Source organism: Agrobacterium tumefaciens, from assembly GCF_017726655.1.
GTDB lineage: Bacteria > Pseudomonadota > Alphaproteobacteria > Rhizobiales > Rhizobiaceae > Agrobacterium > Agrobacterium tumefaciens_B.
This window is the reverse complement of sequence record NZ_CP072308.1, coordinates 732,029-751,439: the sequence shown is the minus strand read 5'-3', so window position 1 is coordinate 751,439 and position 19,411 is coordinate 732,029. Positions and strand designations below refer to the sequence as shown.

At 58.9% G+C, this 19,411-nt stretch carries 18 protein-coding genes; 11 read left to right on the top strand and 7 right to left on the bottom strand.

Going from position 1 to position 19,411, the window contains the following annotated elements; genetic code table 11:
• Window positions 1–14: 14 nt before the first annotated feature.
• The gene (locus tag AT6N2_RS03795) at window positions 15–524 is read right to left on the bottom strand and encodes a SixA phosphatase family protein (protein ID WP_209088603.1); all 510 of its coding nucleotides are present in this window, start codon (window positions 522–524) and stop codon (window positions 15–17) included.
• Between the two features lie 268 nt (window positions 525–792).
• On the opposite strand from AT6N2_RS03795, the gene dksA reads away from it, so the two are divergent.
• Window positions 793–1,212, top strand: a complete 420-nt coding sequence (gene dksA, locus AT6N2_RS03790; protein ID WP_063951129.1) for an RNA polymerase-binding protein DksA — start codon at window positions 793–795, stop codon at window positions 1,210–1,212.
• Between the two features lie 105 nt (window positions 1,213–1,317).
• On the opposite strand, the gene AT6N2_RS03785 is transcribed toward dksA, so the two are convergent.
• On the bottom strand, window positions 1,318–2,589 hold the full coding sequence (locus tag AT6N2_RS03785; protein ID WP_209088601.1) for a flagellar biosynthetic protein FliO: 1,272 nt from the start codon (window positions 2,587–2,589) through the stop codon (window positions 1,318–1,320).
• Between the two features lie 655 nt (window positions 2,590–3,244).
• Here AT6N2_RS03785 and cckA point away from each other — a divergent pair.
• The 6 genes from cckA (at window position 3,245) to AT6N2_RS03755 (ending at window position 11,271) form a co-directional block, all read left to right on the top strand.
• Complete coding sequence (gene cckA, locus AT6N2_RS03780) at window positions 3,245–5,833, top strand: cell cycle histidine kinase CckA (protein ID WP_209088598.1); 2,589 nt, start codon at window positions 3,245–3,247, stop codon at window positions 5,831–5,833.
• 280 nt (window positions 5,834–6,113) lie between these two features.
• Entirely contained in the window at window positions 6,114–6,470 is a 357-nt protein-coding gene (gene clpS / locus AT6N2_RS03775; protein ID WP_003502541.1) for an ATP-dependent Clp protease adapter ClpS, read from the top strand.
• 10 nt (window positions 6,471–6,480) lie between these two features.
• Complete coding sequence (gene clpA, locus AT6N2_RS03770) at window positions 6,481–8,988, top strand: ATP-dependent Clp protease ATP-binding subunit ClpA (RefSeq protein WP_209088595.1); 2,508 nt, start codon at window positions 6,481–6,483, stop codon at window positions 8,986–8,988.
• A gap of 165 nt (window positions 8,989–9,153) precedes the next feature.
• Window positions 9,154–9,912: an AzlC family ABC transporter permease gene (locus AT6N2_RS03765; RefSeq protein ID WP_209088592.1), complete on the top strand. Its 759-nt coding sequence runs from the start codon at window positions 9,154–9,156 to the stop codon at window positions 9,910–9,912.
• On the top strand, window positions 9,909–10,253 hold the full coding sequence (locus AT6N2_RS03760; protein ID WP_209088589.1) for an AzlD domain-containing protein: 345 nt from the start codon (window positions 9,909–9,911) through the stop codon (window positions 10,251–10,253). Before AT6N2_RS03765 ends, AT6N2_RS03760 begins: the two co-directional genes overlap by 4 nt.
• A gap of 67 nt (window positions 10,254–10,320) precedes the next feature.
• A complete protein-coding gene (locus AT6N2_RS03755; RefSeq protein WP_209088586.1) occupies window positions 10,321–11,271 on the top strand; it encodes a phosphatase PAP2 family protein in 951 nt (316 codons plus the stop codon).
• Here the strand turns inward: AT6N2_RS03755 and AT6N2_RS03750 are convergent, their stop codons facing one another.
• On the bottom strand, window positions 11,272–12,135 hold the full coding sequence (locus AT6N2_RS03750; RefSeq protein ID WP_209088582.1) for a LysR family transcriptional regulator: 864 nt from the start codon (window positions 12,133–12,135) through the stop codon (window positions 11,272–11,274).
• Between the two features lie 110 nt (window positions 12,136–12,245).
• Here AT6N2_RS03750 and AT6N2_RS03745 point away from each other — a divergent pair, with 110 nt between their 5' ends.
• Window positions 12,246–13,094, top strand: a complete 849-nt coding sequence (locus tag AT6N2_RS03745) for an urea carboxylase-associated family protein (RefSeq protein ID WP_209088578.1) — start codon at window positions 12,246–12,248, stop codon at window positions 13,092–13,094.
• A 177-nt stretch (window positions 13,095–13,271) separates the two neighbouring features.
• On the opposite strand, the gene AT6N2_RS03740 is transcribed toward AT6N2_RS03745, so the two are convergent.
• From AT6N2_RS03740 to AT6N2_RS03725, 4 genes are read right to left on the bottom strand one after another with little or no spacing between them, the layout of a single operon-like run.
• Window positions 13,272–13,703 carry an HIT family protein gene (locus AT6N2_RS03740; RefSeq protein ID WP_063949071.1) on the bottom strand — a complete coding sequence of 144 codons (432 nt, stop codon included), beginning with the start codon at window positions 13,701–13,703 and terminating at the stop codon, window positions 13,272–13,274.
• Between the two features lie 22 nt (window positions 13,704–13,725).
• Entirely contained in the window at window positions 13,726–14,919 is a 1,194-nt protein-coding gene (locus AT6N2_RS03735; RefSeq protein WP_209088575.1) for a GNAT family N-acetyltransferase, read from the bottom strand.
• Window positions 14,916–15,656 (bottom strand): glycerophosphodiester phosphodiesterase, encoded by a 741-nt coding sequence (locus AT6N2_RS03730; RefSeq protein ID WP_209088572.1) that lies wholly within the window; start codon window positions 15,654–15,656, stop codon window positions 14,916–14,918. Before AT6N2_RS03730 ends, AT6N2_RS03735 begins: the two co-directional genes overlap by 4 nt.
• On the bottom strand, window positions 15,653–16,123 hold the full coding sequence (locus AT6N2_RS03725; RefSeq protein WP_209088569.1) for a RidA family protein: 471 nt from the start codon (window positions 16,121–16,123) through the stop codon (window positions 15,653–15,655). The genes AT6N2_RS03730 and AT6N2_RS03725 overlap by 4 nt, the downstream gene beginning before the upstream one ends.
• A 116-nt stretch (window positions 16,124–16,239) precedes the next feature.
• On the opposite strand from AT6N2_RS03725, the gene AT6N2_RS03720 reads away from it, so the two are divergent.
• From AT6N2_RS03720 to tsf, 3 genes are all read left to right on the top strand, one after another.
• Complete coding sequence (locus AT6N2_RS03720) at window positions 16,240–17,082, top strand: cell envelope integrity EipB family protein (protein WP_209088566.1); 843 nt, start codon at window positions 16,240–16,242, stop codon at window positions 17,080–17,082.
• Window positions 17,083–17,274: 192 nt separating this feature from the next.
• The gene (rpsB, locus tag AT6N2_RS03715; protein ID WP_063949066.1) at window positions 17,275–18,042 is read left to right on the top strand and encodes a 30S ribosomal protein S2; all 768 of its coding nucleotides are present in this window, start codon (window positions 17,275–17,277) and stop codon (window positions 18,040–18,042) included.
• A gap of 356 nt (window positions 18,043–18,398) precedes the next feature.
• Window positions 18,399–19,325: a translation elongation factor Ts gene (tsf, locus tag AT6N2_RS03710; protein ID WP_004441554.1), complete on the top strand. Its 927-nt coding sequence runs from the start codon at window positions 18,399–18,401 to the stop codon at window positions 19,323–19,325.
• Window positions 19,326–19,411: the final 86 nt, after the last annotated feature.

The window sequence follows — 19,411 nt, the reverse complement described above, 5'->3', positions numbered from 1 at the left end:
AAAATCTTTGAAGATTATTTTCCTGGAGCGAGAAAATCGACGAGCCACCAGCGATCTCTACCGTTCGCAAGGCTGTCATCATGGTCGAGAACTGCAAGACCCGATGTTGGAAAGCCCGAGGGCAGGGCGGCGTGCAGCAGGTCCTCGCCGATCATCGCTTCCAGCGTCGCCTCCATGGTCGGATTGTGGCCCACCAGCATCACTGATCGGGCTTCCGCCTGCGCGGCTATCAGCGACAGATAGGTTTCGCTGTGCGCGTTATACATCTCATCGATGTAGGAAATATCGATGCCCTCATTGAAGGCCCGTTGCCATGCCTGCGTCGTCTGCCGGCAGCGCGTGGCGGTGGAGGAGAGGAGGAGATCGGGGCGGTAATGCCTGTCGGCAGCAAGGTCCGCAATGACCTCCGCCTCGGCAAAACCGGCATCGTTCAATCCCCGGTCGAAATCCCGCTCCCCCGGGGCGGCCCAGGCGGCCTTGGCGTGGCGCAGAAGATAAACGCGGCTCGGGGAAGATGCTGTCAAGGGCGGGACCGGCTTTCGAGTGGCAGGGTGGTGACTGAATGCTACAGGATAGGGTTGCCGGACCGCAAGTCCCCTTTCCTGCTGGTAAGTCGCGCTGAAGTGATTGAAGAAGAGATCGCTTCAATACGAATAAAGGATAAAAATTAGTCATTTAGATGATTTTTGTGTCAGTTTTAAAAATGCCCGAAAACTGATCTGTACACTTGAACCGGCCACTATCATTGGAGTATACACCGCCGCATTGAGATGTTCTTCGAGGAGAATCGCGTTGAGTGAGAAGATCGATCTTAGCAAATATGTGCTCTCGGAAGACGAAGAGTTCATGAATGCCAGCCAGCGCGCCTACTTCCGCGCGAAGCTCATAGCCTGGAAAAACGATATCCTGAGAGAAGCGCGCGAGACGCTCGGACATCTCGCCGAAGAAAGCGCCAACCATCCCGATCTCGCCGATCGGGCCTCTTCCGAGACAGACCGGGCGATCGAGCTTCGCGCCCGTGATCGTCAGCGCAAGCTGATCTCCAAGATCGATGCAGCCCTTCAGCGGATCGAAGACGGCACCTACGGCTACTGTGAGGAAACGGGCGAGCCTATCGGCCTCAAACGTCTGGATGCGCGTCCGATTGCCACGCTTTCCATCGAAGCGCAGGAACGTCACGAGCGCCGCGAAAAGGTTTATCGCGACGAATAAGGCGACGCCTTGTTGCCTTGGTGAATAAGAAGACAGACAAAAGGGCACGGAACTCGCTTCCGTGCCCTTTCTCGTTTTCGTGTCTGAGTGATAGACCCGCTGTCGTCACCGGTCGCGCGTGACGGAGAGCTCTCCGAAGATACGCGCCATTTCCTTCTGCATGTCGCCTTCAGCAACTGCACCCGTAACGGGCGCTGGCGCGGGCTGGTTCTTGACCGGCTTCTCCGCGGCGAGGGAAGCGGAGGGTTCGTTTTCCGCCTCCTTACTTTTGGCGATCTCAGCCTCGAGGAAGCTTTCGAAATCGCTGGCGAGCTCGTCGGAAAATTTAGGCTCCGGGCCGCTCGGAGCCACAGCCGGGGTCTCGGGTTTGGGCGGGAAAGGCGCCGGGGATGGCGGTTGGGCAGACTTCAGGTCTGGCAGAACCCGATCCCGGGCCGCATCGAGGAAATCGGCAGCGATGGACTGATCGACCACCGGTTCACGCGCTGCGAACACGGGTGGCGCGGGTTCAGCTGTCGGTTGATCCAGCTTCGGCTCAACTTTGGGGGAGGCCGCGACTGGCGGCGCAATGGGGGCCGGGGTCGATACAAAAGGATCGACGCGGGCGGGTTCGGTCCTCGCCGCTGGCGTTTCCACGGGTGCGGCTGCCATCGGCAGGATCGCGGCGGTCGGCGCGACGACCGGGATTGGCGGCGGCGTGGGCCGCGGGGCCTCCCGTTCTGGGGATGCCTGCTTTACTGGCGGGGCCGGTTGACGCGCTGTCACGGACGGAATTGACTGAGGCTGAAGTTGCGGCTGCGGCTGAGGCGGCGTCGAGGGCCGTGGCGACGCGGGCGCAGGTGTTGCCACGACCGGTGCGGGGCGCGGCGCAGGCGCGGGGGGAGCGGAAGGCGCGATAGGCTCCGGCCGCTGTGTCTGCCTTGCGGGTTCTTCCGGGATCGAGACGGAAGCGGTCGCCGCCTGCTGCGGCAGAGATGCCCGGCGCTCCTGCTGGATAATGGCTTCGCCCTTCTTTGCTTCGCTCTCCTGGCGCGGCAGCGCCTTCAATTCCGGCTCCTGCACATCCCTGACAATAGGAATGGCGCCAATGCCGCTCTCGATCACGATGTCCGTCGGGCCGCCGATCATCACCAGATGTTCCACATTGTCGCGCCGCACCAGAACCAGGCGGCGTCGCGCATCGACGGCCGTTGCGTCGAGAACCTGGAGGCGCGGCTGACGGTTGCGGCCGCCCCGGATGAACGGGGCCGAACCGCTGCGGCGCCGAATGAGCCACAGCACGATCGCCAGAATGAGCAGCGCCACGCCAACACCGACCACGGCGACAATGAGATTGTTTCCATAGGTGCCGATAAAATCATCCATCATGGACATCATCCCTTCAGACTTTTTTCGAGCAATTAATATTGCCGCGGTTCTCATAATGTGAACGTCGAGCAGGAAAAGACGATTTTTTAAGGGAAGATACAAGCTTTCTTCCCGCCGCCCCACAGTTTAGTCAATCCAGCCGAATACCCGCCACGAAAGCGCCACATCCTGGCTTTCAATGCTCAGCGACACCGAAGGTTGCAATTTCAAGCCCAAGGGTCTGCCAATTGTTTGCTGTGTTGCTCTATAATCGATTTTCTAGGATTTATTCGACACTCGCCCTGGCCTTCGTTCTCGTAGGGCCATCGACTGTGAGGGCAGAGGACGATAGTGCCCAAACGTCAAAGACGATGAAGCAATTCGTACAGGAAAACCCCTCCTGTATCGATTTCACCGATGGTTGCTCCGTCTGCACTGTCTCGCAGGGAGAAATTTCCTGCTCTGCGCCGCGGATTCAGTGCCAGATCAAGCCGCTCGTGTGTACGAAGCCGTAAATTCACCGGTTTTTCAGGCGGATCAGGTGTTTTCGCTGTGCGTTTTTAGGCCTTTGTGTCTTGGCGGAGCTTTTTGCAGGTCAAGCGAGTTGCTACAAGAAATTCTGCTGCCCGATTCCGTCGAGGAATAAGGCCGACCGAATGACGACCTGCACGACTGCGAGGCCAAGATGACACGGGTGCGCGAGACAAGCGACAACGACCTTCCGCTGGTGGACAGGCGCGCCCGTTCCGGCACGGTGCTGCGTATTCTGCTTCTCGCTGTCGTCCTGATCGCTGCTGCGGCCGCTTTCGTCTACTTCAAGGATTCGCTGGAAAACGAAATCGTGCTCGGCATTCTTGGTGTGCTGGCCATGATGGGCATTTTCTTTCTGGTGTCGTCGATCATCGGCTTCATCGAAGTCATGCCGCAGTCGCAGTCAGATGGCCTTGCGCGCCGGTTCCTCTCCGCCCACCCCGAAGGCACGCTGATCACCGATGCCAAGGGGCATATGGTCTACGCCAATGCAACCTATTGCCGGATGAGCGGCACCACCAAGGCAAGCGACATACAGAGCCTCGAGACACTGTTGTCGCGCAGTCGCGAATCGACGGAGGCCCTTTACCGGCTGATCAACGTTCTGCGCGAAGGCCGCGACGGCTACGAAGAGTTCCGATTGCTGAAGCCGCTGGGGGAGGATTCCAATCAGGGTCCACATTGGTACCGGTTGAAGGGCCGCGTGCTGAAAGATGCGGGCGGCGAGGGGCTGCACGTTTTCCAGATCGCCGATATTACCCCTGAGCGCGAGGATCAGGAGCGCTTTTTCCGCGAGTTGCAGAACGCCATCGATTATCTCGACCACGCACCGGCTGGGTTCTTTTCCGCGGGACGCAAGGGCGAGATCGTTTATCTCAATGCCACGCTCTCGGAATGGCTGGGCATTGATCTTGCACAGTTTTCGCCGGGCTCGATGACGATCTCCGACATCGTGGCCGGCGAAGGCATGGCCCTCATCGAATCCGTTCATCCGCAGGGTGCTGCCAAGCGCACCGAAATTCTCGACCTCGACATGCGTCGCGTCAATGGCCAGAGCATGCCCGCGCGCCTCGTGCATCAGGTCACCGCCAAGGATGGAGCCCCGGGCGAGAGCCGGACGATCGTGCTGATGCGGCCCAAGGGACAGGAGGATACCGAATCCTCGTCCGCCATGCGCTTCACACGCTTTTTCAACAATACACCGATGGCAATCGCCTCACTCGATGGGGAAGGCCGAATCCTGCGCATCAATGCGCCTTTCCTCAAGCTGTTTTCCGGCGTCGTCGGGCGTGACGATATCGACCGCGGCGTCGCGCTTGAAACTGTTCTACATGACAATGAGAAGCCGCGGCTGGAGCAGGCGCTCGCCGAAGCCAAGGATCGCCAGGGCGATATCGCGCCCTTCGATTCCCGCCATCCAAGCGATGAGACGAGGCATTTCCGATTCTACGTCAACGCCGTCATCGATCAGGACGACGAGGCGCCGGAAGAGGTGGCAATCGTCTACGCCATTGAGGTGACTGAGCAGAAGGCGCTCGAAACCCAGATGGCGCAGACGCAGAAGATGAATGCGGTGGGCACGCTCGCGGGCGGCATCGCCCACGACTTCAACAACGTGCTGACCGCGATCCTGCTGTCGTCGGACCATCTGCTGCTGCAGGCGCGTCCGGCCGATCCGAGCTTTGCCGATCTCATGGAGATCAAGCGCAATGCCAACCGCGCCGCCGTGCTGGTACGCCAGCTTCTGGCATTCTCGCGCAAGCAGACCATGCGCCCGGCAATCCTCAACCTGACCGACGTCATCGGCGATTTGCGGATGCTGGTCGACCGTTTGATTTCGGGCACCAATGTCAAGCTGGAGGTCGATTACGGCCGGGATCTGTGGCCGGTGAAGACAGACCTGTCGCAATTCGAGCAGGTGCTCATCAATCTCTGTGTCAATGCGCGCGACGCCATGCCCGATGGCGGCAAGATCACCATCAGGACGCGCAATGTCGACGCAAAAGAGATCGGTGCGCTCGGCCGTCCCGAATTCCCGGCCGAAGACATGGTGATGGTGGAAGTTGCCGATAACGGGACGGGCATCCCGCCGGAGATCATGGACAAGATCTTCGAACCCTTCTTCACCACCAAGGAAGTGGGCAAGGGCACGGGCCTCGGCTTGTCGATGGTCTATGGCATTGTCAAGCAGTCGGGCGGCTACATCTATCCCGAATCGGAAGTTGGCAAGGGAACGGCCTTCCGCATCTACCTGCCACGCCATGTTGTCGAGGCCGTTCAGGTGAGCGGCCAGCAAGTGGGTGAGGCCGCACTCGCGCCTGTCGTGGCGGCGGAACCCGCAAAGGAAGAACCGCTCGACCTCACCGGCAAATCCGCCGTCGTGCTTCTCGTCGAAGACGAGGAGGCGGTGCGGCGCGGCGGCAAGCGCATGCTGGAAACGCGCGGCTACACCGTGCACGAGGCAGGCTCCGGCACAGAGGCGCTGGAGGTGATGGAGGAACTGGAAGGCAAGGTTGATATTGTCGTCTCAGACGTTGTCATGCCGGAAATGGATGGCCCGTCGCTTCTGAGAGAGCTGCGCAAGTCCTACCCGGATCTGAAATTCATCTTCGTATCCGGTTACGCCGAAGATGCTTTTGCCAAAAACCTGCCGGCAGACGCCAAGTTCGGTTTCCTGCCGAAACCCTTCTCGCTGAAGCAACTCGCCATCGCCGTTCGCGAGATGCTGGACGACAAGGAGTAGGGAGCACGGGCGGCGCAGATTCGTCTGTCCTGTCGTCGCTCTACCGCGTCAACCCACTGCAGAAATGCCTGCCGACACCAAGGCTGGGCGTCGTGCCTTGCCCGGGCTGGGCTCTATCCGCACTTTTCATGATGTTTCGCCGCTTCGCAAACGCAATAGTGATTGCACGCTAGCGCAAGGGGCTTAAAATCGCATTTTAACGACCTAGATATGGAGAGGCGAAGTTCTCCCTCCTGGCAATCAGCTGTCGGTTTGAGAACAGTTTGGAGAATGATGAAAGATGATCGCTAAGCCGATCTACATGCAGGGCGAGGGCGAAGGGGAAGACGGGGGCGGTACCAACCGCGGAACGTCTGTTATCACCCGCGTTAAGCCGAAGACGAAAAGACCGAATTTGTACCGTGTTCTTTTACTGAATGACGACTACACTCCCATGGAATTCGTTATTCATATTCTGGAGCGTTTCTTCCAGAAGGATCGCGAAGCGGCGACGCGCATCATGCTGCACGTGCACCAGCACGGCGTCGGCGAATGCGGGGTGTTTACATATGAGGTCGCAGAGACGAAAGTAAGCCAGGTCATGGATTTCGCCCGACAGCACCAGCATCCGCTGCAGTGCGTCATGGAAAAGAAATGAGGATCGCAACGTGCCAACTTTTTCCCCGAGTCTCGAGAAGGCGCTGCACCAGGCACTGACCTTTGCAAATGAGCGTCACCACGAATATGCGACGCTCGAACATCTCCTTCTGGCGCTGATCGACGACGCGGATGCCGCAGCCGTCATGGGCGCCTGCAATGTCGATCTCGATGCGCTTCGCAAGACTGTCAACGATTATGTTGACAATGAACTGACCAACCTTGTCACCGGTTACGACGAGGATTCCAAACCCACATCCGGCTTCCAGCGCGTCATTCAGCGCGCCGTGATCCATGTTCAGTCGTCGGGTCGTGAGGAAGTGACCGGCGCAAACGTGCTTGTGGCAATCTTTGCCGAGCGCGAGAGCCATGCCGCCTATTTCCTGCAGGAGCAGGAAATGACCCGTTACGACGCGGTCAACTACATCTCCCACGGCATTGGCAAGCGCCCCGGCACGTCTCAGACGCGCACGCCGCGCGGCGCTGACGAACCGGAAAGCGAGAACAAGCCGAACCGGAGTAATCCGGAAGAGGACGGATCGTCCGCCAAGAAGCAGCAGGATGCGCTGAAGGCTTATTGCGTCAACCTCAACGAGAAAGCCAAGAACGGCAAGATCGATCCCTTGATCGGTCGTCACGACGAGGTCAACCGCACCATCCAGATCCTCTGCCGCCGCTCCAAGAACAATCCGCTTTATGTGGGTGATCCGGGTGTCGGCAAGACAGCGATCGCCGAGGGTCTCGCCAAGCGCATCGTCGAAGGCAAGGTGCCGGAGGCGCTCGCCAACGACACGATCTTCTCTCTCGACATGGGCACGCTGCTGGCCGGCACCCGTTATCGTGGTGATTTCGAGGAGCGTCTGAAGCAGGTCGTCAAGGAACTCGAAGAGTTTCCGGGCGCGGTTCTGTTTATCGATGAAATCCACACCGTCATCGGTGCGGGCGCGACTTCCGGCGGCGCGATGGATGCGTCTAACCTGCTGAAGCCTGCGCTTTCGTCGGGTGCAATCCGTTGCATCGGCTCGACCACCTATAAGGAGTATCGCCAGTTCTTCGAAAAGGATCGCGCACTCGTGCGTCGCTTCCAGAAGATCGACGTCAACGAGCCGTCGATCGATGATGCGATCGCGATCATGAAGGGCCTGAAGCCCTATTTCGAAGATTACCATCACCTCAGATATTCCAATGAGGCGATCAAGGCTGCCGTCGAGCTGTCGGCCCGCTATATTTCCGACCGCAAGCTGCCGGACAAGGCGATTGACGTGATCGATGAAACCGGTGCGGCGCAGATGCTGCTGCCGGCGTCCAAGCGCCGCAAGCTGATCACCGAACGGGAAATCGAGGCTACCATCGCGACGATGGCCCGTATTCCCGCGAAGACGGTTTCCAAGGATGACGAGATGGTTCTCGCCAACCTCGAAAAGGAACTGCGCTCGGTCGTTTACGGGCAGGACATCGCCATCGAGGCATTGGCTACGGCCATCAAGCTAGCCCGTGCGGGCTTGCGCGAACCGAACAAGCCGATCGGCTCCTATGTCTTCTCCGGCCCGACGGGCGTGGGCAAGACGGAAGTGGCCAAGCAGCTTGCCGCTTCGCTCGGCGTCGAGATGCTGCGCTTCGACATGTCGGAGTACATGGAGCGTCATACCGTGTCGCGCCTGCTTGGCGCACCTCCCGGCTATGTCGGCTTCGATCAGGGCGGTCTCCTGACCGATGGCGTCGATCAGCATCCGCATTCCGTGGTGCTGCTGGACGAAATCGAAAAGGCGCATCCCGACATCTACAACATTCTGTTGCAGGTGATGGACCACGGCTCGCTGACCGACCATAACGGCAAGAAGATCGACTTCCGCAACGTCATCCTCATCATGACGACGAATGCCGGTGCCTCCGAAATGGCGAAGTCCGCCATCGGTTTCGGTTCTTCGCGCCGCACCGGTGAAGATGAAGAGGCGATCAACCGCCTGTTCACACCGGAGTTCCGCAACCGTCTGGATGCGATCATTCCGTTCTCGCCGCTGCCGACCGCCGTTATCCACAAGGTCGTGCAGAAGTTCGTCATGCAGCTGGAAACCCAGCTCTCCGAGCGCAACGTCACCTTCGATCTGCATGAAGATGCGATCTCCTGGCTGGCGGAGAAGGGTTACGACGAAAAGATGGGCGCTCGCCCGCTGTCTCGCGTGATCCAGGAGAACATCAAGAAGCCGCTCGCCAATGAAATCCTCTTTGGCAAGCTGAAGAAGGGCGGCGTCGTCAGCGTCACCGTCGGCAAGAAGGATGACGGTGCCGATGGCCTCATACTCGAGGTTCTGCCGGAGACCGCACCTGTCAAGCCGCAGCCGGAAGCCGAGCTGAAGGCGGCGAAGTCCCCCGGCAAGGCAAAGTCGAAAACCTCCTCCAAGGCAGCCAAAGCCAAGGAAGAGGCGGATGTTCTCGTCGCCGAAGCCGATAAGTCCGACGACGCCGACAAGCCGCGGCGCAAGACCAATGCGGTACCCAAGGTGCCGAAGAAGAAGTAATCACGGTCTTTGATCGATGAGGAGATGCCGGGCGAAAGCCCGGCATTTTTATGCATGAAGCGTGCCGCTCTTTCTGGCATTGAGGGCATAGTTTCATATTTCATCCAGTATGACGTCGCCCCGACGCCACGGCGTTTTCAGACGACATGCACGAGTGGGTTCGCAATGCAAAATGCCGACAGCCAAACCATCCCATTGCGCGGCTGGTTTTTCAGGGGAATGCGGGGCATCTTCTCGCTGCCCTCCCTTATTCTCATGACATCCTTCGTCGGTTTCAGCGCTTTTGCAATGGAATCGGGCGTGGCCCGCGGCGAGGCCGTCTTCATGACGCTGTTCATCTGGGCATTGCCCGCCAAGATGATCCTGATCGGCTCCATGGTTGGCGGCGCCAATCTCGCTGCGTGCTTTCTGGCGGTGACTTTGTCATCTGTCCGCATGATGCCGATGGTTGCCTCCATCGTTCCCGAGATGCGCGGCGCAAAGACGCCGACCTGGATCTTGCTGTTTCTCTCCCACTTCGTTGCGATCACAGCCTGGGTCTTCGCGACGCAGAACCTCTCGAAGGTGCCCCGTGAGGGCCGCGCTGCTTGGTTTGCCGGTTTCGGTATCACGCTCACCGTGGTCAACGCGATTATCGTAGGCCTTTGCTACGGTGTCGTCGCCGCATTTCCGCCGCTGGTTGCTGGGGTCCTGTTCTTCCTGACGCCCGTCTATTTTATCGCGTCCATCTGGGCCTCGGCGCGTCACTCGGTCGTCAAGGTCGCCTTTGTCATCGGCGTTATCGCCGGTCCCGCCTTTGCTGTGATCGCCCCGGAATTCGACATTCTCTATGCCGGCATCGGCGGCGGAACATTGGCCTATGTGATCGACCGTCTGGTTTTCCGCCGCAAGATCAAACCGACGTCGCCGGAAGGGGAACCATGATGACTGACCATTGGTGGGCACCCTATCTTTTCATCGCCATCGCAGGCTGGCTCGCGACCGATATCTGGCGCTGGCTCGGCGTGCTTGCAGGCAATCGGCTGAAGGAAGATTCCGAGGCGCTTTATTGGGTGAGGGCGGTCGCAACCGCCCTCGTCATGGCCGTCACCGCCAAACTGATCGTTTTTCCGACGGGAACGCTTGAGTCCTCGCCGATGTGGCTGCGCATCGGTGCTGCAGTACTCGGCTTTATTGCCTTTCTGGCTGCCGGCCAACGCGTCATCGTCGGCGTCGCGGTCCCGATCGTGCTGTTGGCGGGTGGTTTGTTCGTGCTTGGATTCTAACGCGCTTATCCGAATATTAAAGCCGTTCCCTTAGCTTGTCGAAAGTTGGAACAGGAACGGCAATTCGATGCGACTCTTTGCGGCAGAGCGTTTTATAGTTGGCTTCATCATCTTATTATTTCTCATTGATGCAGCGTTGATTGCAGCCAAAGGTATTCGCGTCGACTATGCCGGGTATCTCGTATGCGTTCTCGCCGGTGCGGGGGTTTTTGTCCTTGGCCAATTCTACCGCATAAGCGCGCGCGATCTGCGTATTGCATCTGCCCTCATTGCAGGCGGATTGTTCATCTTGTTCACGCTCGCCGCCTCGGTTTTCAATTATGCCATCCTCCCACTCTCGTTCCCGGCCATCGATCAGGCGCTTATCGGCGCGGACGCAATGTTGGGATACAATTGGGCGGGATTCGTCGAGTGGGCTGCGACATATCGAGGGATTGGAGGGGCCCTGTTCGCCGTCTACGCGACGTCCCTACCTCAGATTCTGGTAATCATCATTGTCCTCGGGTTCAGCGGTAAGGATCATCAACTGCAGCATTTTCTGCTGACCGGCGTCATGGGAGCATCCGCCAGCATTGTGTTCTGGATGTTTTTCCCTACCTTTGGAGCGCCTGCCTATCAGGATTTGCCAGCTTGGATTGCCGGGACGATACCGATTGCATTGGATATGACATATGCGCGTGAGGTCGCCCGGTTGGCAACGGAGGGCGTCGAATTCATCTCGCCACGGAACGTCCTTGGCCTGATCAGTTTTCCATCGTTCCACACCTTCATTGCTGCGATGTGCGTCTGGTTTGTACCGCGGCACGCTGTGATGATAGCGGTGATTCTGGTTCTGAATATCTTGATGCTACCGGCCGTTCTGGTGCAGGGCGGACATCATCTTTCAGACATCTTCGGCGGCCTTATCGCCTTTGCGATTATATGTCCCACGTCGGGAAAGCTGCTGGCTTGGTTGTCGGCGCGAGAGCGCAATGGCGCTTTGGAAGCCGCGCCAACAGAGGTTGTTGCGGCGGAGTAGTCACGCTGGGCTGTCAAGCGCTTCCGCAACAAGCCAGTCCGCGAGAATTTTTGCCGGCGCAGCCAGATCGTCTGCACGGCTGAGCCAATAATGCCTATCCTCGCCGGCAGCTCTATCGAAAAGCACCGTCAGTTCCCCGCTCGCGATTTCGTCGTGGAGAAGGGCGGTTGGACAAAGGCCAATTCCCTGTCCGGCTTTGAGGGCGGTCACAAGCAGATTGAAATCCGCGAAAACGGGACCGGCATTGGCGGGCAGGGGTATGCCGTCGAGAGCAAGCCATGTCTGCCAAGCGGCCTCAGACTCGTCGTGCAGCAATTCCGCTCCCCCCAGGTCGGAAACGGCATTGAAGGGACCAAACCGTGCGACGTAGCTTGGAGCACCTGTGGGCCGGGTTTCCGCGCTGAACAGAGCGACGGCGTTTTTTTGGGGAGCCGGTCCATGAACAATGGTGAGGTCGGGTTCTATCGCGTGCTGGGCTCCAGAATAACTGATCGACACCTGGATGTCTGGAAAAAGTGCCCGGAAGCGCGGTAGCCGCGGGGTCAGAAAATGCGCGACAACGGAGGGCAGGCTCGCCAAGCGAACCGTTTTGTAGTCCTGGCCTTGGCGCAGCCGGGCGGCACCAGCCGCGATTTGCCTCAATCCGCTCGAAACCGTCGCGCCGAACTCCTGACCGGCCTGCGTAAGTCTCACGCCCCTGGCATGCCGCTCAAACAGCGCCACGCCAAGCCAGGCCTCCAGATTGCGCACATGCTGGCTGACAGCAGTCGCCGTCATGCCAAGCTCCTGGCCGGCCAGAGAAAAACTCGTTCTTCTGGCCGCTGCTTCGAAAGCGCGGAGGGTGGAAATCGGCGGCAGCTTCATAACGGTCGAGGCTAAGCCAGACTTGGCCTGAGCGCAAGAAAAACCCGTCTTGTCATGCCGCTGTTCCTGACGCAATTTCGTGTCCAACTTTTTATCGCTCAGAGGATTTCATGACCACCCTGCCTGCCGAACCCGCCGACGCCGCCACGCGCCGGGCTGTCCGTCCCGTTGTCGTCTATCCCAACGGCACGCTTGAGGTGCCTGACCTTGCGCGTCTTGCGCAGGCAAAGCAGGGCATGGAGAAGGTGGATGAAGTCATCGTGCCGCCGCGTGACGGCCGCACCTTTACTGTCCCGAGAGGGCATTTTTTTCGTATCGTCAGCGTCGAAGGCCCGCAGGTCGGTGATTTGAACCTGTGGAATGCGAATGACCTCAATGAGCGTTTTTTCAGCGGCAAAACGCGCGCGCTGCATGCCACCCATCTTTCCGTTGGCAACCGGCTGTGGAGCAACCTGCCGTCGCTACGGCCAATGGCGACCATCACCCATGATACGCTGTCATGGTATGGCTTCGACGAGGATGGCGGCGGTGTGCATGACGTGATCGGCACCCGCTGCGATCCCTATACCAACAAGTTGTTGAGCGGGGGCGATTATCACCATTGCTGCCATTCGAACCTGACGAACGCGCTTGCTTCCGCCAAAGGCCTTTCCTTCCGGCAGGCGGAGCCGCATGTTCATGACGTGTTAAATGTCTTCATGTGCACCGGTTTCACCCGTGATACCCACCAGTATTTCATGAAAGCGAGCCCGGTACGTCCGGGTGACTATCTCGAGTTCTTCGCGGAAATCGACCTCATCGGCGCGCTTTCCGCGTGTCCCGGCGGCGACTGCAGCACCACGCATTCAAGCGACACGGCGGCCTGTTATCCGCTGAAGGTGGAAATATTCCGGCCGGATATGGCGGTGCTTGAAGGCTGGCCCTGGCCGGAGCGAAATGCCTATGGTCCTGTGGAATGAGGAAAAACACCTCTCTCGTCATGCCCGACTAAATCCGGCATCCGGCCACGGCGCGTCTGCGCCGTGAACGAGTTATTCCGCGATCAGGAACTTGATCGCACTGGACCCGGATCAGATCCGGGGTGAGGGCGTGCGGATGCCGCTGTTCTGCCAGACGCTGAGGCGTCTCATCACCCGTCACAAAGCAAGCGCCGCCTTTATCTTCTCCGCATGGGCCTTCAGCACCTCCCCATCGGCCATCACGCCGGAATGCGGCTTCAGTGGCTCGCCTTCCTTGCGCGGAATGACGTGGAAATGCAGGTGGAACACAGTCTGGCCAGCGGCCGGTTCGTTGAACTGAGCGACGAAGACACCATCTGCATCGAAGGCTTCCTTCGCCGCGACGGCGAGTTTCTGCACGACGGGAATGGTTCTTGCGAGCACGTCGGGGTCGGCGTCGAGCAGGTTGCGGGAGCCGACCTTGGGTATAACGAGGAGGTGTCCGGGAGCCTGTGGCATCACATCCATGAAGGCCAGGGTATGCTCGTCCTCGTAAAGCTTATGGCTCGGAATCTCGCCACGCAGGATTTTTGCGAAGATATTGTTGTCGTCGTAAGCGCTGGCCGCCATTCTGGTCCCTCCTGATGTCGGACTATGTGTCCGGTTCCTGTCTTTCGCCCTTGCGGAAGGGCGTGTGCTCATCGAGATAATCGTTGATGTGCTCGACCTCTTCGCGCTCGCGCTGAAGATAATCGGCAATGGCTCGACGCAGGCCCGGATGGGCGATGAAATGCGCCGAGTGGGTGGTGACCGGTACATAACCGCGCGCCAGCTTGTGTTCGCCCTGGGCGCCGGCCTCTACCCGTTTCAATCCCTTCGCGAGCGCAAAATCGATGGCCTGATGGTAACAGACCTCGAAATGCAAGAAGGGGTGGTCCTCGATGCAGCCCCAATGCCGACCGTAGAGCGCGTCCGACCCGATGAAATTGATCGCACCGGCGATGTAACGCCCCTCGCGTTTCGCCATGACAAGCAACACATCATCAGCCATGCGCTCGCCGATCAGCGAATAAAACTTCCGCGTCAGATAAGGCCTGCCCCATTTGCGGCTGCCGGTATCCATGTAGAAGGCAAAAAATTGGTCCCAGATCTCCTCCGTCAGGTCAGAGCCTGTCAGCCAATCGATCTCGATCCCGTTTTCCAGCGCGGCCCGGCGCTCCTTCTTGAGCCCCTTGCGCTTGCGTGATGATAGCGCTTCGAGGAAGTCATTGTGGTCGCGATAACCGTCATTGATGAAATGGAATTGCTGGTCGGTGCGGTGCAGAAAATCGCTCGGCAAAAGTGCCGAGAGGTCATCCTCTTCCAGAAAGGTGACGTGCGCCGAAGAGACGCCGATCTTGTCAGTCACTTGCGCGAGACCGGAAGCGAGGAGCGGCTTGAATTGTCCGGCATCTTGGCCAGTGGCGACCAGCAGGCGTGGGCCCGTCGCAGGAGTGAAGGGCACCGAGCATTGCAGTTTGGGATAATAATGCCCGCCAGCCCGCTCGAAGGCATCCGCCCAGCCGTGATCGAAGACGTATTCGCCCTTGCTGTGGTTTTTCAGATAGGCAGGAACGGCGCCGATGAGGGCCCCTGCCGCGTTTTCCAGCAGCAGGTGGTGTCCTAGCCAGCCGGTCTTGGCGGTGGCCGAACCGGAGTCTTCCATGGAAGACAGGAATTCATGCGATATGAAGGGGTTGTAAGCATTTCCTGATGCGTTGCGCGACGTTCCGGAAAGCCGTTTCCAGCTTTCCGGATCGATATCCTCGAAGGATTGCGCAATGCGGATGGAGTAATCTTTTGTCATGCCGTGGCGGACGGTCTCTCTCTCGGGTCGAAACCCTCGAATGTCATCTGGTCCGCATATTTATAGGTCGTCTCGCGCGCATTTTCATCCCTGACCGTCCAGGTAATGACCGGAAGCCCGAGTTTTCTTTGCGCTTCGATGAAGCTGTTGGGCAGGTGACCCCAATGATAGGAGATGAAATCGAGCCCCAGCTGCATGGCGTCGTCATGTTGGAAGAAGTCCTCCGGCTTGTCGCCTTCTGCCGTCAGCCCGAGCGGCCAGGGCGAGCCCGCTGCTTTCAGGTCCTTCAGCAGATGGTGATCGAAGCTCATCAGCGCCACATGGCCGTTATAGCCCTCGAGGTCTTCCAGCACCGCTTCGGCAAAGCCGTCATCGACGCCTTCGCCGTCACGGCCTTTCAGTTCAATAACCAGCGGCACCTTGCCAGCCACCAGAGCCAAAAGCTGCTTGAGGCTCGGAACGCGATCCGTGGTTTGGCCGACGGAGAGCATTGCCAGTTCCGCCGAGGTGCGTTCACGCACATCGCCCTTGATTCCAGTCAGTCTTTCCAGGTCGTGGTCGTGGAAAACCACCGGCACACTGTCGGCCGCCAGCTGAACGTCGCATTCGATCGCAAAACCGGCATCGACGGCGCGGGAGAAGGCGGAAAGCGTGTTTTCCCAGACCGCCTTGTTGAGATCGTGGTAACCGCGATGGGCAACGGGCTGGGCCGTCAGCCAGGAAAGTTTCAGCGTCATACGTCGATTTCCACAATGGCGTCGATTTCGACCGAGGCATTGAAGGGCAGGGCGGCCATGCCGACGGCGGCGCGGGCATGTTTACCGGCCTCGCCCAGAACATTGGCGATGAGGTTGGACGCACCGTTGATGACGAGATGCTGCTCGACGAACTCAGGCACAGAGGCGACAAAGCCGTTCAGCTTGATGACACGGCGCACTTTTGAAAGATCGCCATTCAATGCGGCCTTGACCTGTGCGAGAATGTTGACGGCGCAAAGTTCGGCTGCGCGCTGGGCGGCTGGAACGTCGACATCGCGACCAACGAGGCCCGTCACCGCAATCTTGCCCGATTCCATCGGCAGTTGACCCGATACGTAAAGCAGATTGGCGCTGATGGTGAATGGAACGTAGTTTGCAGCTGGTGCTGCGGCGACGGGAAGCGTAAAGCCAAGTTCCTTGAGGCGGCCTTCGATGACTTCGGACATTTTCGTCTCCGGTTTTGTTGTAAATCCTTCAAGAATCCGGCATTCAGAAGATGTTGATCCAAAAGCCGGGCGGTTGCTTGTACAATATGAGCGGCGAGTCCAACAGGAGATATTGCATGTTTGTCAGGACGCTTGGTTTCGTTGCCGCAACAGGGCTGATGACCGGCCTGTCGAACGCCGCCAGCGCCTTGCCCGTCGCAGTTCCGGATCTCATTGCCCATCGCGCCGTCTATGATCTGGAATTGAAGGACGCGTCCGATCGCTCCGGCATCGAAGGCATGACAGGCCGCATGGTGTATGAGTTCACGGGTTCGGCCTGCCAGGGTTACAAGACGGATTTCCGTTTCGTCACGCAGATAAACACCGGCGATGCCGTGCGCATGACCGACCAGCAGACCAAAACCTTCGAGGACCTCGCGGCGAAAAAATTCACCTTCGAGACCAAGTCCTACACCGACGACAAGCTGGACAAGGAAGTGCAGGGTGCCGCGACCGATGATAAGGATGGCGTGAAGGTCGATCTGAAACGTCCGGATGCGCGACAGGTCAATCTCGTCGCCAGCGAGTTTCCGACGCAGCACATGTTCCAGGTCATCGAAAATGCCCGTCAGGGAAAACGCATCTTCGAATCGCGCATTTTCGATGGGTCTGACGATGGCGATGAAAGCCTGATCACGTCGACGCTGGTCGGCAAGTCGCAGATGCCGAAGGATGGCGACGTGGACGCCGGCAAGGCAGGCGAATTTGCCAAGACCGCCTACTGGCCTGTTACGATCGCCTATTACAACGACAAGACGGGTACGGACGCTTTGCCGATCTATCGCATGTCGTTCAAGCTCTACGAAAACGGAATCACCCGCGATCTGACGATGGATTACGGTGATTTTGTTCTGACTGGAAAGCTTGCGAAGCTTGATATTCTCAAGCCCGAAACCTGTGAAAACAAGCCCGTGCGCTGAAACAGGGCAATTTGCGCGGTTTTTTCGCATAATCGCTTGCATTTTAACGCGGGCGACTGTATGCGGCTCACCATTCCACACGCGAAGCTTGGGATGTTCCGGGAGAAATCCGGTTCGTTCCGCCCGGTGGTATCGATGAAAGTCGGTGCTGTTCGCTTCGCGGGGGTTAAACCGGAAAAGGAGTAACAAGGCATGGCATTGCCCGATTTTTCTATGCGCCAGCTTCTGGAAGCTGGTGTTCACTTCGGCCACCAGACGCACCGCTGGAACCCGAAGATGAAGCCGTACATCTTCGGCGACCGTAACAACATCCACATCATCGACCTGGCTCAGACCGTTCCGATGCTGTCGCGCGCCCTTCAGGTCGTGTCCGACACCGTTGCCCGTGGCGGCCGCGTCCTGTTCGTTGGCACCAAGCGCCAGGCGTCGGAAATCATCGCCGACAGCGCAAAGCGTTCGGCCCAGTACTACGTCAACTCCCGCTGGCTCGGCGGCATGATGACCAACTGGAAGACCATTTCGAACTCGATCCAGCGTCTGCGCAAGGTTGACGAGATCCTGAACTCGGAAGGCTCCGGCTACTCCAAGAAGGAACGCCTGAACCTCGAGCGCGAACGCGAGAAGCTTGAAAAGGCTCTCGGCGGTATCCGCGATATGGGCGGCGTTCCGGACCTGATGTTCATCATCGACACCAACAAGGAAAAGATCGCGATCGAAGAAGCCAAGCGTCTTGGCATCCCGGTCGTTGCTATCATCGACAGCAACTGCGATCCGGACCTCATCGACTACCCGATCCCGGGTAACGACGACGCGTCGCGCGCCATCTCGCTTTACTGCGACCTGATCGCCCGCGCTGCCATCGACGGCATTGCCCGTCAGCAGGGCGCTTCCGGCCGCGACATCGGCGCTTCTGAAGAAGCTCCGATCGAGCCCGCTCTCGAAGACGAGGCTGGCGCCTGATTTAGGCCCTGTCTGGCGGCGATCCGTTTCGCCGTCTCCTCGACCAGGATATGACAAGGCCGTCAAAGACCTTCAATGGGTTGACGGCCTTGTTCGTTTCTAACCGCTCCGCCGTGGTTTTCGGAAACCGCAGGCGTTCGAGGTGGTTGGAACGGCAGGCAGTCTTCATAACGCTGTCACACTAGAGCGGCACCCATCATTTCGATGTTTGGCGACGCCGCAGCACTTGGGAATGCGCATGCCCCTTGCCGGAACCTCAGGGTTTCGAAGGGTGTGCGGCCGGGTACAGTCATCACCCAGAACTTCGGCACGGCAAAATCCGCCGGCTGACCGATCGAACCGATAAGAGGCACACAATGACCGAAATCACAGCCGCAATGGTGAAGGAACTGCGCGAAAAGTCTGGCGCAGGCATGATGGACTGCAAGAAGGCTCTTGCTGAAACCAATGGCGACATGGAAGCGGCGATCGACTGGCTGCGCGCCAAGGGCATCGCAAAGGCCGACAAGAAGTCCGGCCGCACGGCTGCCGAAGGTCTGGTCGGCGTTGCCACCATGGGTCATAAGGCTGTTGTTGTCGAGTTGAACTCGGAAACCGACTTCGTTGCCCGTAACGACGCTTTCCAGGACCTCATCCGCGGCATCGCCCAGGTTGCTCTCTCCACCGATGGCACCGTCGACGCTGTTTCCGCTGCCACCTATCCGGCAACCGGCAAGTCCGTTTCCGACAGCATCAAGGACGCGATCGCGACGATCGGCGAGAACATGACGCTGCGTCGTTCCGCTGCGCTTGAAGTGCCGCACGGTGTTGTTGCGACCTACATCCACAACGCTGCCGGCGACGGCATCGGCAAGCTCGGCGTTCTCGTTGCCCTGAAGTCGGAAGGCGACAAGGCAGTTCTCAATTCCATCGGCCGCCAGGTTGCCATGCACATTGCTGCGACCAACCCGCTTGCCATCCGCGCTGAAGAAGTCGACGCCGCGGTTGCAGAGCGCGAGCGCAACGTCTTCATCGAACAGGCCCGCGAATCCGGCAAGCCGGAAGCCATCATCGAAAAGATGGTTGATGGCCGCATGCGCAAGTTCTTCGAAGAAGTCGCCCTCCTGTCGCAGGCTTTCGTCATCAACCCCGACCTGACGGTCGGCGCTGCCGTCAAGGAAGCCGAGAAGGAAGCTGGCGCTTCCATCGAAGTCACCGGCATGGTTCGCCTGCTGCTCGGCGAAGGCGTCGAGAAGGAAGAAAGCGATTTCGCAGCTGAAGTTGCTGCAGTCGCCAAGGGCTGATTATATTTACCCAATCTTGGGAAAACGGGAGGGCATCGCGTGACAACGCGGTGCCCTTCGTGTATCCGCGTTTCGGTTACATTTCC

What these genes read in the sequence shown, in the direction of transcription:
- AT6N2_RS03745 (WP_209088578.1), top strand. Translation starts at nt 12,246, where the DNA reads ATGACCACCCTGCCTGCCGAACCCGCCGACGCCGCCACGCGCCGGGCT.
- AT6N2_RS03735 (WP_209088575.1), bottom strand. Translation starts at nt 14,919, where the DNA reads ATGACAAAAGATTACTCCATCCGCATTGCGCAATCCTTCGAGGATATC.
- AT6N2_RS03730 (WP_209088572.1), bottom strand. Translation starts at nt 15,656, where the DNA reads ATGACGCTGAAACTTTCCTGGCTGACGGCCCAGCCCGTTGCCCATCGC.
- AT6N2_RS03725 (WP_209088569.1), bottom strand. Translation starts at nt 16,123, where the DNA reads ATGTCCGAAGTCATCGAAGGCCGCCTCAAGGAACTTGGCTTTACGCTT.
- clpS (WP_003502541.1), top strand. Translation starts at nt 6,114, where the DNA reads ATGATCGCTAAGCCGATCTACATGCAGGGCGAGGGCGAAGGGGAAGAC.
- AT6N2_RS03785 (WP_209088601.1), bottom strand. Translation starts at nt 2,589, where the DNA reads ATGATGTCCATGATGGATGATTTTATCGGCACCTATGGAAACAATCTC.
- AT6N2_RS03760 (WP_209088589.1), top strand. Translation starts at nt 9,909, where the DNA reads ATGATGACTGACCATTGGTGGGCACCCTATCTTTTCATCGCCATCGCA.
- AT6N2_RS03755 (WP_209088586.1), top strand. Translation starts at nt 10,321, where the DNA reads ATGCGACTCTTTGCGGCAGAGCGTTTTATAGTTGGCTTCATCATCTTA.
- tsf (WP_004441554.1), top strand. Translation starts at nt 18,399, where the DNA reads ATGACCGAAATCACAGCCGCAATGGTGAAGGAACTGCGCGAAAAGTCT.
- AT6N2_RS03750 (WP_209088582.1), bottom strand. Translation starts at nt 12,135, where the DNA reads ATGAAGCTGCCGCCGATTTCCACCCTCCGCGCTTTCGAAGCAGCGGCC.
- rpsB (WP_063949066.1), top strand. Translation starts at nt 17,275, where the DNA reads ATGGCATTGCCCGATTTTTCTATGCGCCAGCTTCTGGAAGCTGGTGTT.
- AT6N2_RS03740 (WP_063949071.1), bottom strand. Translation starts at nt 13,703, where the DNA reads ATGGCGGCCAGCGCTTACGACGACAACAATATCTTCGCAAAAATCCTG.
- AT6N2_RS03765 (WP_209088592.1), top strand. Translation starts at nt 9,154, where the DNA reads ATGCAAAATGCCGACAGCCAAACCATCCCATTGCGCGGCTGGTTTTTC.
- cckA (WP_209088598.1), top strand. Translation starts at nt 3,245, where the DNA reads ATGACACGGGTGCGCGAGACAAGCGACAACGACCTTCCGCTGGTGGAC.
- AT6N2_RS03720 (WP_209088566.1), top strand. Translation starts at nt 16,240, where the DNA reads ATGTTTGTCAGGACGCTTGGTTTCGTTGCCGCAACAGGGCTGATGACC.